At 71.2% G+C, this 13,513-nt stretch carries 10 protein-coding genes; 4 read left to right on the forward strand and 6 right to left on the reverse strand.

All coding sequences use genetic code 11. From position 1 onward, the window contains the following. Positions 1-228 precede the first annotated feature (228 nt). From OHT61_RS13785 to OHT61_RS13800, 4 genes are all read right to left on the reverse strand, one after another. Positions 229-1,158 carry an aminoglycoside phosphotransferase family protein gene (locus OHT61_RS13785; protein WP_329038279.1) on the reverse strand — a complete coding sequence of 310 codons (930 nt, stop codon included), beginning with the start codon at positions 1,156-1,158 and terminating at the stop codon, positions 229-231. Positions 1,159-1,207: 49 nt separating this feature from the next. Next, the gene (locus OHT61_RS13790; RefSeq protein WP_329038282.1) at positions 1,208-2,137 is read right to left on the reverse strand and encodes an adhesin; all 930 of its coding nucleotides are present in this window, start codon (positions 2,135-2,137) and stop codon (positions 1,208-1,210) included. 71 nt (positions 2,138-2,208) lie between these two features. Next, positions 2,209-4,029, reverse strand: coding sequence for an MFS transporter (locus tag OHT61_RS13795; RefSeq protein WP_329038284.1), 1,821 nt, complete (start codon positions 4,027-4,029; stop codon positions 2,209-2,211). A 192-nt stretch (positions 4,030-4,221) separates the two neighbouring features. Further along, the gene (locus tag OHT61_RS13800) at positions 4,222-7,149 is read right to left on the reverse strand and encodes a serine hydrolase (RefSeq protein ID WP_329038286.1); all 2,928 of its coding nucleotides are present in this window, start codon (positions 7,147-7,149) and stop codon (positions 4,222-4,224) included. A gap of 196 nt (positions 7,150-7,345) precedes the next feature. On the opposite strand from OHT61_RS13800, the gene OHT61_RS13805 reads away from it, so the two are divergent. The 4 genes from OHT61_RS13805 to OHT61_RS13820 all read left to right on the forward strand — a co-directional run bounded on the left by OHT61_RS13805 (position 7,346) and on the right by OHT61_RS13820 (position 11,758). After that, entirely contained in the window at positions 7,346-8,065 is a 720-nt protein-coding gene (locus OHT61_RS13805; RefSeq protein WP_329038288.1) for a GOLPH3/VPS74 family protein, read from the forward strand. Between the two features lie 216 nt (positions 8,066-8,281). Further along, positions 8,282-9,139, forward strand: a complete 858-nt coding sequence (locus OHT61_RS13810; protein ID WP_327117568.1) for a helix-turn-helix domain-containing protein — start codon at positions 8,282-8,284, stop codon at positions 9,137-9,139. A 270-nt stretch (positions 9,140-9,409) separates the two neighbouring features. Further along, complete coding sequence (locus tag OHT61_RS13815; protein ID WP_014155679.1) at positions 9,410-9,616, forward strand: DUF397 domain-containing protein; 207 nt, start codon at positions 9,410-9,412, stop codon at positions 9,614-9,616. A gap of 558 nt (positions 9,617-10,174) precedes the next feature. Further along, positions 10,175-11,758 carry a sodium:solute symporter family protein gene (locus OHT61_RS13820; protein WP_329038292.1) on the forward strand — a complete coding sequence of 528 codons (1,584 nt, stop codon included), beginning with the start codon at positions 10,175-10,177 and terminating at the stop codon, positions 11,756-11,758. A gap of 86 nt (positions 11,759-11,844) precedes the next feature. Here the strand turns inward: OHT61_RS13820 and OHT61_RS13825 are convergent, their stop codons facing one another. Together OHT61_RS13825 and OHT61_RS13830 are read right to left on the reverse strand one after the other, a co-directional pair. Then, complete coding sequence (locus OHT61_RS13825; protein ID WP_329038294.1) at positions 11,845-12,960, reverse strand: ADP-ribosylglycohydrolase family protein; 1,116 nt, start codon at positions 12,958-12,960, stop codon at positions 11,845-11,847. Between the two features lie 127 nt (positions 12,961-13,087). Then, positions 13,088-13,375 carry a hypothetical protein gene (locus OHT61_RS13830; RefSeq protein ID WP_329038295.1) on the reverse strand — a complete coding sequence of 96 codons (288 nt, stop codon included), beginning with the start codon at positions 13,373-13,375 and terminating at the stop codon, positions 13,088-13,090. Between the last annotated feature and the right edge of the window lie 138 nt (positions 13,376-13,513).

Consider the following 13,513-nt stretch of genomic DNA (forward strand, 5'->3'; position numbering starts at 1 on the left):
TGCCGTCGCGGTCGAAATGCTGCGCCTGCGCACAGTGATGTGACCCCCACATGAGAAGCCCGGTACCCCGATGGGACCGAAGCAGATCAAGCCGCGCGTCCCCCCTCGCACCGCAGTGGGTGCGTGAACGCCGGCGAAGGTGCAGCGTAGGGCATGGAGGTGACACTTGAGGAGTGAAATATGTAGCGGCGGCATCCCGGTCACCGCCGCCCGTGGCGGGTCCGCCGGTCACTGCCCGCCCCCACCGTCCCCTCCCCCGTCCGCCAGGATCTCGCCGATCACGTGCCGGGCCGTGGCCGCCATCACCCGGTTCGACGTCCGGTAGTACGAGAGCTCCATGAGCGCGACCGACAGCGCCCAGCCCCGGCCCCGCGCCCACACCTCGGCCTCCGCCTCCGCCGCGCCCGCCTCGCCGCCCGTCGCCGTCCCCCTCGCCACTTCCGCGCGGAAGACCGTTCGCGGTCCGGGCGGCAGCAGGTACCAGGCCGCGATCAGGTCCACCGCCGGGTCGGCCAGGCCCATGCAGCCGAAGTCGATGACGGCGGTGAGCCGGCCGCCGGCGACCAGGACGTTGCCGGGCTGGAGGTCGCCGTGGACCCACACCGCCGGACCCCGCGGTCCGGGCGCGCGCAGGGCCTGGGACCAGATGCCGGCGGCGGCGTCGGTGTCGATCACCCCGTGCAGTGCCCGCAGGGCGTCGCGGGTGGCCCCGTCCCGGGCGGCCAGTGGTTCGCAGCGGTAGGCCGGCGGGGCGTCCGTGGGATCGGCCACGCGCAGGGCCCGTACGAACTCAGCGAGGTCCCCGGCGAGTTCGGCGCCGCCGGAGCCCGGCGCCGGGTTCGCGCCGTCGAGCCAGCGGCACACCGACCAGGCCCACGGGTAGCCCTCGGCCGGCGCACCCAGTCCCAGGGGCGCGGGCACGGCGTACGGGAGGTGCGGGGCGAGGCGGGGCAGCCAGCGGTGCTCCGTCGCCGCGTCCTGCGATCCGCCCTCCACGCGCGGCAGCCGCACCGCCATGTCCGGGCCCAGCCGGTAGATCGCGTTGACCGTCCCGTGGGAGGCGACCGGCTCGACGGGCAGGTCCGCCCAGGCGGGGAACTGCGCTGCCAGCAGGCGCCGTACGAGCGCCGCGTCGGTCTTCGTCTCGTCGGCGTGCATCGTGCCGATGCAAGCCGCATCGGCACGGCGCGTCAAACGGGATTCGGCCTCAGCGGCAGGACGCCTTGATCTGCGCCGCCGCGTGGTGGGCCCCGACCAGTGACTCGTCGCCCCAGTCACGGCCCCGGTCGAGGAGCTGCACCGCGAAGGTGTCGCCCTTGACCGGGTAGCTCCGTACGTCGACGGCGCTGCCCCGGTGCTCCCGCTGACGCACGGCGAAGCCCGTGTAGGCCGAGTCCGCGTCGTGCGGGTCGGAGAGCACGCGGTACGCGGTGGGGTTGCCCGCCACGTCGCGGTCGCGGACGCTGCGCGGCACGAAGACGGTCAGCGCGCATTCGCGGAAGCCGTCGCCGAGGTGCCAGGCCCAGACCGCGCTGCTCCCCCGGTCCTCGGCCGGGCTCCCGGACATCGGGACGGCGCTGAACCGGCCGTCGCAGGTGGTTCCCTCGAAGCCGCCGGACTCGACGGTGTACCACCCCGCGTCGCCGTTCTCGAACCGCCCGCGTTCCGCGTAGTCGCCCGATGTGCAGCCGGGCCCGGCCCATTCGGAGAAGCGGTAGGCGCCCGGTTCGGGGGACGGCGCCGGGCTCCCTGCCGTCGGGTCGGCGGGCGGCCCGCCGTCCCCGGGATCCGGGGCGGGGGGAGCGCCGGTGTCGCCGGGTCCGATACGGGTGGGTGCCCCGCCGGCACCGATCGGTGCGGGTACGGCGCCGGCCCGGCCCGCCGCCTCGGTACGCCCGGGCCCGTCCCCCGAGGCGAGCAGCGACACGGCGGTGGCCAGGCTGCCCGCGGCCATCACGACTCCCGCCGCCAGCAAGGCCTTTCGGCGCCTGGTGAGCAGGGAGACCCGGCCCATCACGGTCTCCTGCGCGATCCAGGAACTGCTCTCACGGGGCGAGCGGGACACGGAGCCGCACTCGGGGCAGACCATGCCCGGCAGTGGACCGACGCGTTCGCCGCCGCAATGTTGGCACTTCATGGCAGCACACCTTGCCAGTGCGGCGCCGCCTGAGCGAGGGTTCCCGCATTATGTGCGGGCGCGGGCCTTCGTCAGCGCAGTTCCTCCGGGCAGGGTGTGCCCGGCTGCAGCTGGTAGGGCGCCGCCAGGCGGTAGACACCGGGGCGCGGGGCGAGCAGTTCGGTCCACTCGTCGCCGTCCCCGTCCTCGTCGACCTTGATCAGGCAGCCGTGGTCGTTGACGAAGTCCTTGGGCGCGTCCCCGTCGTCGGCCGACCGCTTCCTGGACGCCTCGGTCTCCTGCGGCCGCTCCACGCTCTTCCCCTTGTCGTCGACGACGGCGAGCCAGCGGGAGTACGGGATGCGGATCAGGACCCGGCCGGCGGACTGCACCCGGATCGTCAGCTCGTCGTCGCCGGCGTGCTCCACCGTCGCGGGCGGATCGGCGAGCGGTACCGGGTCCAGGACCCGGAACAACTTCCAGTTGGCGTCGCTCCAGACCGCCTTCAGGTACGGCTGGCCCTTCTCGACGAGCCCCGCCTCCTGCTCCGCCCCGCTGTCCGGGTCCCCCGTCGGCAGCACCACGTAGTGGACGGCCCAGCGGTCGAGCCACTCGCGGTAGTTCACGGCGTTGAGGGTGTCGTCGTAGAAGAGCGGGTTGCGCTTCATGTCGGCCTGCCGGTTCCAGCCCCGGGCCAGGTTGACGTACGGCGCGAGAGCGGAGGCCTCCCGGTGGCTGCTGGCGGGGACCACCTCGACCCGGCCCCGCTCGGCGCCGGCCCTCTGGAGCTGGTTGACCAGCGGCGCCAGTTCCCGGTTCCAGGAGGCGGTGGGGGCGGTGCGCAGGATGTCGTCGACGCCCTTGAAGCCGATCCAGAAGTTCAGCCCCAGGAAGACGATAAGCAGCGCGTACCAGTGCCTGCTGTGGCGGGTGGTGTACGGCAGGGCCGCGAGCAGGACGACCCCGGCGAACAGCATCGCCATGCGCGACACGTTCGAGCCGATCTGGGAGTCGACCACATAGGTCAGCAGGGTCCCGACGCCGTACACCGCGGCGGCCGTGCGCACGGTGTGCCAGTCCCGGGGCACCAGGAGGAACACCAGGACGGAGAAGACGAACGGCAGGGACAGGGTCCCGAGCGACATCGGCTGCGTACCCGAGAAGGGGAACAGCCACGCGGACAGGACGACGACGACCACGGGGGGCAGGCCGATCGCGTACGCCCCGGGGCGGCGTTTGTTCAGGAACAGCGCCGTGGCGACCACCCCGAGGAAGAGCCCGGCGACGGGGCTGCCCGCTGTGGCCAGTGCGGCGAGCGGGGCCGCCACGACGGCCTTCGCCCAGCGCCGGTAGCGCCACCGGTGGGGCCAGCAGAACACCGCGGCGACCGCCCCGAGCGCGAACATCATGCCGAGCCCGAACGTCACCCGCCCGGACAGGGCGTTGCACAGGTAGGCGAAGACCCCGGCGAGCGCGCAGGCGAGGGGATTGCGGACGGCGGGCACCCGCACCAGGATCAGCGCGGTGAGCGCCGACGACACCGTGCCGACGACCATCATCGTCGTACGGACGCCGAGCACCGACATCAGATAGGGCGACACCACGCTGTACGAGACGGGGTGCATGCCCCCGTACCAGGCGAGGTTGTACGCGGTTCCGGGGTGGCGGCCGACGAACTCGGCCCAGGCGTCCTGGGCGGCGATGTCCCCGCCGCTGTTCGCGAAGAAGAAGAACCAGAGCAGGTGCACCGCCGCGGCGACGACCGTCGTGGTCAGGACCGGGTGGCGGCGCAGGCGGCTCCGTACCGAGGTGTGCGGCCCGTCGCCGTCCCCGGCGGCCTGGGCCGGGATCCGGACGGCCAGACGTTCGACGGGCGGACTGTGGTCAGCCCTCGTCGGCTCAGCGGTGGTCACTGCGACTCTCCCCGTCCCTGCCCGGGCCTGCCGAACCGTCGATCGCTCCACGGGCCTCATCCGTACTCGGGGAGACGCGTCCCGACGCCACTCCGTTGCCCTCGGGACGCTAGCACGCGGCTTTTCGCCCGCGCTGCCCCCTCGTCGGACGGCCTCCGCCCCGCACTGCGGGGCGGAGGCCGTCCGGGCGGGTCAGGAGATGCGGGTGAGCTTGTCGCCGAAGCCCGGTTCCGTCATCCCGTCCTGCAGGGCGACGGGTGCCGTGACCTTGCCCGTGCCGGTTCCGATCGTCACCTGTCCTACGACCGTGCCGGCCTTCGCCGCCTGCTGGAGCGGCTCGCCGGTGGCGCTCAGGTCGAGCTTCACTTCGAGGCCGCCCCAGCCGACCGCCTTCAGGTCCTTGGTGGCGACCACGGGGGTCTGGACCCCGAAGCCGTTGTCGACGTAGCCGACGACCTGGCCCTTCTTGACGACGGTGGCGGAGTCGACGCCCTTCTGCGCGGTCCGGATCAGTTCGAGGCTGTTGTGTATGGCCCGCTGCAGCTTCGCGTCCAGGGTGCCGTCCAGGTTCGCGCCCATCACCGCGCCGATGATGCGGCGCGTCTTGCCGTCGACGACCGTCTCGGCGGTCCAGACGAGGTTGCCGCCCGCGGGGGTCGACGAGCCGGTCTTGATGCCGCTCACGCCCGGTTCCAGCAGGATGTTGTTGTTGTTGTAGATCGTCTTGCCGATGCCCGGGATGTCGGCCTGCGGCATGTTGACGATCTCGCGGAAGACGTCGTTCTGCGTGACCGCCCTGGCCAGCTTGAGCTGGTCGGCCGGGGTGGACCGGGTGGTGGGCTCGAGACCGCTCGGGTCGGTGTAGACCGAGTTCGTCATCCCGAGGTCCTTCGCCGCCGCGTTCATCTTCTCGACGAACGCCTTCTCACTGGTCGCGTCCCAGCGGGCCAGCAACCGCGCCACGTTGTTGCCGGAGGGGATCATCAGCAGCTGGAGCATCTGACGCTCCGTGTACTTCTGTCCCTCCTGGATCGGCGCGGTCGACTCGTCGGGCCGGTTGGCCTCCTCACCCGCCTTCGCGTCGACCACGATCTGCTCACCGTTCTGCTTACCGGTGATGGGGTGGCCCTGGAGGATCACGTACGCCGTCATGATCTTGGCGACGCTCGCGATCGGCGCGGACTCCTCCTTGCCGTACGAACCGATGGTGCCGACGCCCTCGACCTCGACGGCCCCCTGGCCCTCCTCCGGCCACGGCATGTCCAGCTTGTCGCCCCCGAAGGTGAACGTCGGGTCCGCGGACAGGGTCAGCACCGGGTCGGGAAGCGGGCGCACGGCCTGCGCGATCGCAAAGATGATCAGCGCGAGCAGGAGCAGCGGCGTCCAGATCTTGACCCGCCGCACCGCCGTGCGGACGGGGGTCTCCTCGGGCGGCGGGGTGTTCGTCAGCTCCGCCAGCAGGTCGAGCGGGGGCTTCGGCGGCATGGGCTGCTGCCTGGTCCGCTCGGCCTCGGTCAGCGCGGGCCGGGCGCCGGCGGGGGCGGCGGCACCCGCCGAGATGTCCGGCGTGACGGTGGGGCCGACCACGGTGGGCGCGGGGCGTACGTCGTCGGAGCGCAGCGGCACGAACCGGCTGGTCCGCTCCGCGGGGGTCTCGGGGGTCCTGGAGGGCTCGGATGCCCCGGGCGTCCGTGCACCGGAGCCGCCGGGGGCGGGCTCGCTTCCGGTCCGGCTCTTCTTCGACGGGAGCTTCAGCGCGGTCGTGGGCTGGTCGACCCGGTCGACGCGCGGCGCCTTGAAGACGGCGGTCGGATGATCGATTCCTCGCTCGTCATCTGCGGAATCGGCCGTGCCGGACTTCTTGGCCTTGTCGGCCGTGCCGGTCCTGCCGGCCGCTTCTGCCTTGTCGGCGGCGGCCGGCTTCTCGGCGGCGGCCGCCTTTTCGGCCGTGTCGGCGCCCGTCGCCTTGCCGGCCTTCTCGGTCTTCTCGGCCTCCTCGGCCTCCTCGGCCTCCTCGGCCTTCTCCGGCTTCTCGGCCTTCTCGCCCTTCTCGGCCTTCTCCGGCTTCTCGGCCGGGGAGGACTCTTCCCTGCTCTTCGGGACGCGAGGGGCGCTGCCGGAGGCGGCACCTGCGGCCGGGGCGTCGGCAGGCTCCGAGTCGGACTCTTCCGCCCCGGCTTCGACCTTGGTCTCGGCAGCGGCCTCGGCGTCATCGGCGCCGGAGTCCGCCGACGCCTTGTCGTCGCCCGCTGCGGACGCTTCGGCGTCCTCGGCGTCCGCGCCCTTCACGGTGCCCCCGGCCTCACTCACCGGCTCGGACCCGCTGTCCGGCTTCTTCGCACCCTCGGCGCCGCCGTCACCGCCGGTGGGGCGGTCCCCGCCTGCGGCTTCGTCGTCCTCACCACCGGAGACCCACGCCGCGACGGCGGCACGCAGCCGGGCATCGGTCGGCGCCGGATCGGCGGATCCGGATCCCGCTTCGGCCTCGGACTCGGAAGAGGCGGCCTCGGGCTTCGCTCCGCCTTCGTCGTCGGACCTACCGGAAGGCGTGCCCTCGGACGCACCGGAGGGCGTGCCGGAAGGCGCATCCGTCGTGGCGGACTCGTCCGTCGTGCGTGCCGTGGGCGGCTCGGCAGCCTCTTCGCCCCGCTCCTCCGCCTCGGCGGCCTTCCCGGCCTTCCTGGGGGCCGCAGGGGCCTCTCCCGAGCCTTCCGGGGCCTTCGGAGCCGCAGGCGTCTCCTCGGGCTCCGCGTCACCTCCGGCCGGAGAGCCTCCGGACACGGAGGCGTCCTTCGCCGCGCCGTCCGTCGCCACGTCATCCGTCGCCACGTCGTCCGCCGCGGAGGCGTCCGTCTCCACGGAGTCGTCCGGCCCGGAACCTATGGCCGGACCGTCCTCCGACGGATCGGCGTCCGCGGAGCGCGGCACGCGGAAGACCGCGGTCCTGCTGTCCGCCGTGCCGTCCGTCTCGCCGTCCGCCCCTGCGCCCGCCGCGCCGCCCCGGGTACCGCCGCCCGCCGCGGCGACCGGTTCACGGAACACGGCGAGGCGCGGATCGCGCTCCTCGGTCGTCCCCGACGACTTCCGCTGCTCCGACTTGTCGGGGGACTCGCCCGCCACCGGATTACCTCCTTGATGCGCCGCGGGGGCATGCCCGCAGTGTCCGAACCATCTACCAGTGTCCTGTGTGAACCTTTGGCCGAACCGCTAGACGAGAACGACATACCTAACGGTTCCCTCACAAAGCACCCAGGCACCCTCGACAGACCAATGTGAGAGGGGTCACCCTGTCACTCATCCACGCGGGGAGGCATGGATGGGCAGGAGCCGCAGAACAATTCCGGAGGAGCTTCTGCTGCTCGCTCTGGACCCGACCACGGGTACCACAGCGCAGCCGCAGTCGCTCGACCTCGGCCTGGCCGGGGCACAGCTAGTGGAGCTGGCTCTGGCAGGACGGATAGCCCCTGACGGGGATCGTATAGCCGTGGTGATGCCACGGCCGACAGGAGATCCGACTCTGGACTCCGCACTGGAGCTGCTGCGCCGTCGTGGCAGTCCGGTTCGGGCGGTCCACTGGATCGGCGGGCCCCGGCTGGGACTTCGCCAGATCTACCTCGCGCACCTGGAGCGGTGCGGCATGGTGCATGCCGTGGCGGGCCAGATGTGCGGAGTGCTGCCGACGACTCGCTACCAGGCGACGGACACGGCGATCAGCCGCGACATCAGAGCACGGCTGGACAGTGCGATCCGCACCGGCGTACCGCCGGACCCGCGGACCGCGGCGCTCGCCGCACTGGCCCACGCGGTCGGACTCGGCAAGCACCTCTACCCCGGGAACGAGGGGCGCTCGTCGCGCTCCCGGCTCCGGGACCTGATCAGGCACGACCCGATGGGCGGTCTCGTGGCGCATGCCGTGATGGACGTCCAGAACGGTGTGGCCGTCCAGCCGCGCCGTAATCAGCAGACGGCGGGCGTGCCGTTGCAGCCGCAAGCACAGGCGGGTCGCGGCAGCATGGCGCACACCTCCGTGCACTGACCGCGCGCACCCCTCGCGCGGAGAACCGAACACCGCCGTACCGCGTCCCCATGACCCGGTCCGGGAGCCGCACCACGCGCGGGGCAGCCGGATCCACCGGCTGCCCCGCGCGCTTTGGTGTCGCCGTTTCCCAGCGCGCCCGGGTGCGCGGGTGGCAATCTGCTGAGCAGTAGATACGCACAGCTAGAACAGCTGCATAGCCGGAGGTGCCGTTCCGTGCCGACCAACGTCAATCCCACCGTCAGGCGACGCCGGTTGGGCCAGGAGTTGCGCCGTCTGCGCGAGATCAAGGGCATGACGGCCGAGGAGGTGGCGGAGCGGCTGCTGGTCTCGCAGTCGAAGATCAGCCGCCTGGAGAACGGCCGGCGTTCCATCAGCCAGCGCGACGTCCGCGATCTGTGCGGGGTGTACGAGGTCGAGGACCACCGCGTCGTCGACTCGCTGATGCAGATGGCCAAGGACTCGCGGCAGCAGGGCTGGTGGCACGCCTTCGGCGACATCCCCTACAGCGTGTACATCGGGCTGGAGACGGACGCAGAGTCCCTCAGGGTGTACGAGCCCCAGGTCGTCCCGGGGCTCCTCCAGACCCGGGGTTACGCGGAGGCACTGATCACCGGGGCCCTGCCCGAGGCCCCGCCGGCCGACATCGAGAAGCGGGTCAACGTCCGCGCCCGCCGCCAGGACCGCGTCAACGCCCCCGAACACCCGCTGCGCCTCTGGGCCGTCATCGACGAGTCCGCCCTGCGCCGGCAGGTCGGCGGCAAGCAGGTGATGATCGAGCAACTGGAGCACCTCATCGAGCAGTCGCAGCTGCCGCACGTGACGGTGCAGGTCCTGCCCTTCGACATGGGCGCCCATCCGGGCATCAGCGGGCAGTACGCGATCCTGGAGTTCCCGGACGCCGCGGACTCCAGCGTCGTGTACATCGAGGGGGTCACCAGTGACCTCTACCTGGAGAAAGCGAACGACGTGCAGCGCTACAGCGTCATGTACGAACACCTGCGGGCACAGGCGCTGAATGTGGACCAGACCCGCCAATTCATCGGTGACATCGTGAAGGACTACACACGCTGATCCAGCCGCGCCGGCCTCCGGAAAGTGCCGGGCGCCCGCGGAAACAGCACGTCCCCGATACCACCTGATGTGCGAGAAATGCTGCGATGTAAGTGAGGTGGGGGCGGGACGATACACCGCCACCACCTCGCAGCGGAAGCCCAAAACGGAATATGCCATCCGGTCGAGTGAACGGCCCCACCACCGGACGATGTTGGCGAGTAGCGTCGATCACGCCAACAGGAACGAAGTTGGTGCCCTCCCACATCAACTCTCTGAACCGGAGTGAACATGGCTATTCTTCAGGGTGCTACGGAGAACTGGACGAAGTCGTCGTACTCCGGCGGTAACGGAGCATGCGTCGAGGTGAAGTCACCCGTCACCCAGGCCATCGCCGTGCGGGACTCGAAGGCCCCCGAAGGCCCCTCGCTCAGCTTCGTGTCCGGGGCGTGGAACACCTTCGTCCGCGATGTCGCTTCGGGCTCGATCAACGCCTGACCGGCTTCCCGCCACGCGCGCGCCTCATGCGGGTTCTTCCCCGCCCGCGCGCCGCGCCCGCTCCTCGTGCGCGGCCCTCAGGAGCCCTCTCGACCGGCTTCGCCGTCCTGGCCGAGGGGGACCCGCCCGCAGGGGGACCGCCGCCGACGCACCTTGCTCGCAGGGGCGTCGGTGGTGGGCCCGAGCGGCGTCGAGAGCGCCCGGGCGTCGCGTGGTTCAGCTCTTCCTCTTCTCCGGCCGCACGGGACCCGCATCCCGTGCGGCCGTTCTGCGTTCTCGGGCATTCCTGCATGGCGTGGATCTCTGCACAGCCTGACGAAGTGCCCGCTCATCGTGTGGCCGTGGTCACGTTCACGACAACGCCCCACAAGGTCAAGAACAAGCAAAATCGTTCGCCTTGCTGATCTGCGTTCACATCCCTGATCGCGGAGACCTTGACCGAGGACCCGGACAGGCGGTTCAATCCCCCAAGTCCCCGTTCCCGCACGGGGACACCGCTGAACGGCCGTACTGACGAAGTGCGTTCCCGTTCACAAGGCGGACCCCTGGAGGGGGCACATGAACAGTCTCGACTGGGCCGTGCTCATCGGATACTTCGGTGTGATGGTCGCGATCGGACTCTGGTCGCACAAGCGCGTGGACGACGTCAGCGACTTCTTCACGGCCGGCGGCAAGATGCCGTGGTGGCTGTCGGGCATCTCGCACCACATGTCCGGTTACAGCGCGGTGATGTTCACCGGCTACGCCGGGATCGCCTACCAGTACGGCGTGACGTCGTTCGTGACCTGGTCCCTGCCGATCGCGATCGGCATCGGCATCGGGGCGAAGCTCTTCGCCCCCCGGCTCAACCGGCTGCGCTCGCGGCTGCACGTCGCCTCACCGCTCGAATACCTGAAGAACCGCTACAACATCCCGACCCAGCAGGCCCTGGCCTGGTCCGGTCTGCTGCTGAAGATCGTGGACGTCGGCGCCAAGTGGGCCGCCATCGCGACCCTGCTCTCCGTCTTCACGGGCATGAGCCTGACCCAGGGCATCTTCATCACGGGCGCCATCACCGCCGTGTACTGCACGGTCGGCGGCCTGTGGGCCGACGCCCTCACCGAGCTCGGCCAGTTCGTCATCCAGCTCTTCGCGGGTCTGACGATGCTGGTCATCGCGATGAGCGAGCTGGGCGGCTTCAGCTCCCTGTGGACCGTCTGGGACAAGCTGCCCGAGGGTCACACCGACCCGACGGCGGGGCCGTACACCGTGACGTTCCTGCTCGCCTATCTCTTCATCAAGACCTTCGAGTACAACGGCGGCATGTGGAACCAGGCCCAGCGCTACATGGCCACGGACTCCGCGCGGTCCGCGACCCGCTCGGCCCGCCTCTCGGCCCTGCTGTGGCTGGTCTGGCCCGCGGTGCTCTTCTTCCCGATGTGGGTCGCCCCGCTGCTCGTCGAGGCCAAGAAGCCCGACGCGTCGGACAGTTACGCGCTGATGACCGAGCAGCTGCTGCCGCACGGCCTGCTCGGCCTGGTCGTCGTCGGCTTCTTCTCGCACACGATGGCGATGTGCTCCTCCGACGCCAACGCCATCTCCGCCGTCTTCACCCGGGACATCGCGCCGGTCCTCTCCAAGGCCGCCCGCTCCTGGAGCAACCGCAGCGGGCTGCTCGCCGCCCGGCTGTCCACGCTGACCTTCCTCGGACTGTCCATGGCGCTGGCGACCCAGATCAACTCCCCGACGTTCAAGGACATCATCACGGTCGTCATCAAGTGGGTGGCCGGCCTGATGGGCCCCATCGCGATCCCGTTCATGCTCGGCCTGCTGCGCGGGTTCCGCAGGTCCGGCCCGACGGCGGCGCTCACCAGCTGGGCGGCGGGGCTGCTCGCCTTCTTCTTCACGAACTACAACCTCGACGGTTCGGTGAAGACGGATGTGGCACTGCAGTACCAGGTGGCTCTGCCGCTGGCCATCTCGCTGGTGCTCTACGTCGTCATCGGCTTCGTCAAGCCCGAGGACACCCCGGAGCGGGACGCCCTCATCGAGGTGATCAACACGGACGACGGAGGCCCTGGCGGCGCCGCGGCGACGGCGGGCGTCCCCGCGCAGAAGGCGGGTCCGGAGGGCACCGGGGTCCGCGAGGGCGTGCGGGACTGACCGGTCCCCCGCGACGCGGGGGCAGGAACGGCGGGCGGGCGCGGCGGCGTCCGTCCGCCTCCGCGCTTCCGGGGTGCGGGCCCGTCTCAGTCCCTCGGGTAGCGCGCCACCCAGCCCGGGGCGACGGCGGTCGGGCTGTGCAGGGCGGGGCCCTGGGTCATCTCCATGGCGAAGTCGTCGGCGAGTTCGAGGAGGGTGGAGCGTCCCTCCAGTTCGGCCAGCCAGGCGGGCGGCAGCGCGGTCTCGCCGTGCAGGGCCCCGAGGAGCGCCCCGCAGACGGCGCCGGTGGCCGCCGAGGGGCCGGAGTGGTTGACCGCGAGCCGCAGACCGTGCCGCACGTCCTCGCCCACCAGCGCGCAGTACAGCGCGACCGCGAGGACCTCTTCCGCAGAGTCGGTGTCGCCGAGCGCCTCTATGAGCGCGGGCCCGGGAATCCCCTGCCGTACGGAACCGAGCGCCTGGCGGAGCGCGTCGGTCACCTGCTCGTTGCCCGGCCGTTCGGCGAGCAGGGCCAGCGTGTGCTGCACGGCCCCGTCCAGGGTCTCCCCACGGGCCAGCCCGTGCACGAGCAGGGCGAGGGCGCCTGCGGAGAGCTGGGCGGTGGCGTGGCCGTGGGTGTGGGCGGCGCACTCGACGGCGAGTTGCAGGACCAGCTGGGGCTCCCAGCCGACGAGCAGGCCGAAGGGCGCGGACCTGGTGAGCGCGGCCGAGTCGCGTGCGGAGGGGTTCTTGGGCACGGCGAGGGTGCCCATGGTGGCGTCGCCGAAGCCGATCAGGCATTCGCGGGTGGGGGCGCGGCGGGTGTAGAGCCACTCCTCCCTGGCCAGCCAGCCGTTGTCCTTGCGGCGCTCGTCGGGGCCCCAGGCGCTCTGCGTGGCGGCCCACCGCAGATGGGCCCGGAACACGTCGGTGGGCGGGTGCCAGGCGCCGGTGTCCCGGCGGACCTGCGCCCTGATGAGCCCGTCGACGGTGAAGAGGGTCAGCTGCGTGACGGCGGTGACGGCACCCCGCCGTCCATGTACGGGGACGAAGTCCACGACTCCGTCGACCCCGTGGGCGGCGCGGATCTCCTCCAGGGTGAGCGGGGCGACGCCCGCCCCTATGGCGTCTCCGATGGCGCCGCCGAGCAGGACGCCACGCACCCGGCTGCGGAAGTCCTGTTGTTCGGCACGGCCCCAGACAGCTGTGGTCCCAGTGCTCACCGCGCCCCTTCCTCGACGAATACCGGCGTGTGACCGCGCAAGCACTGTAATCGAACGGAATGAGGTGTCTCAGGGGTCGAACGGAATGTACTCAGTAACTCCTCAGATCCCCTTTGAAAGGCATTCCTCAGAGTTTTCCGGATGTCCTCCCTTCTCTGCAGTGCGCGACGCGCAGAACGTCCCGCAGTGATTCGGTGGTCCACGTGAGGGCGAAACGCACCGCCCCCTCTCCCGCTGCCGCGTCGGCGAGGACGGCCTCCGCGCCGCTGAGAACGGCTTCTCCACAGGAGAGCAGTTCCGCCTCCACCTCGTCGGCGAGGCTGGACAGCCTGCTGTCCGGATGGTCGGTGCTCAGATAACAGGGCCTGCCCTCCGGGGAGTTCCAGGGCAGCAGGCGAAGGGGGGATTCGTCCACGGGCGTGCCTCACAGGTGTCGGGTGCGGTGGCGGTGCGGGGTCGGTGCCGGGGGCCGGCGTGACGACGCTGTCCCCATCGGGTGATGCTCACCTTTCGTGTTCCGATGATCACCCTCTGCGCGTAACCTCGGAAGGGG

The organism is Streptomyces sp. NBC_00178 (assembly GCF_036206005.1).
In the GTDB taxonomy this organism is placed as follows: Bacteria; Actinomycetota; Actinomycetes; order Streptomycetales; family Streptomycetaceae; genus Streptomyces.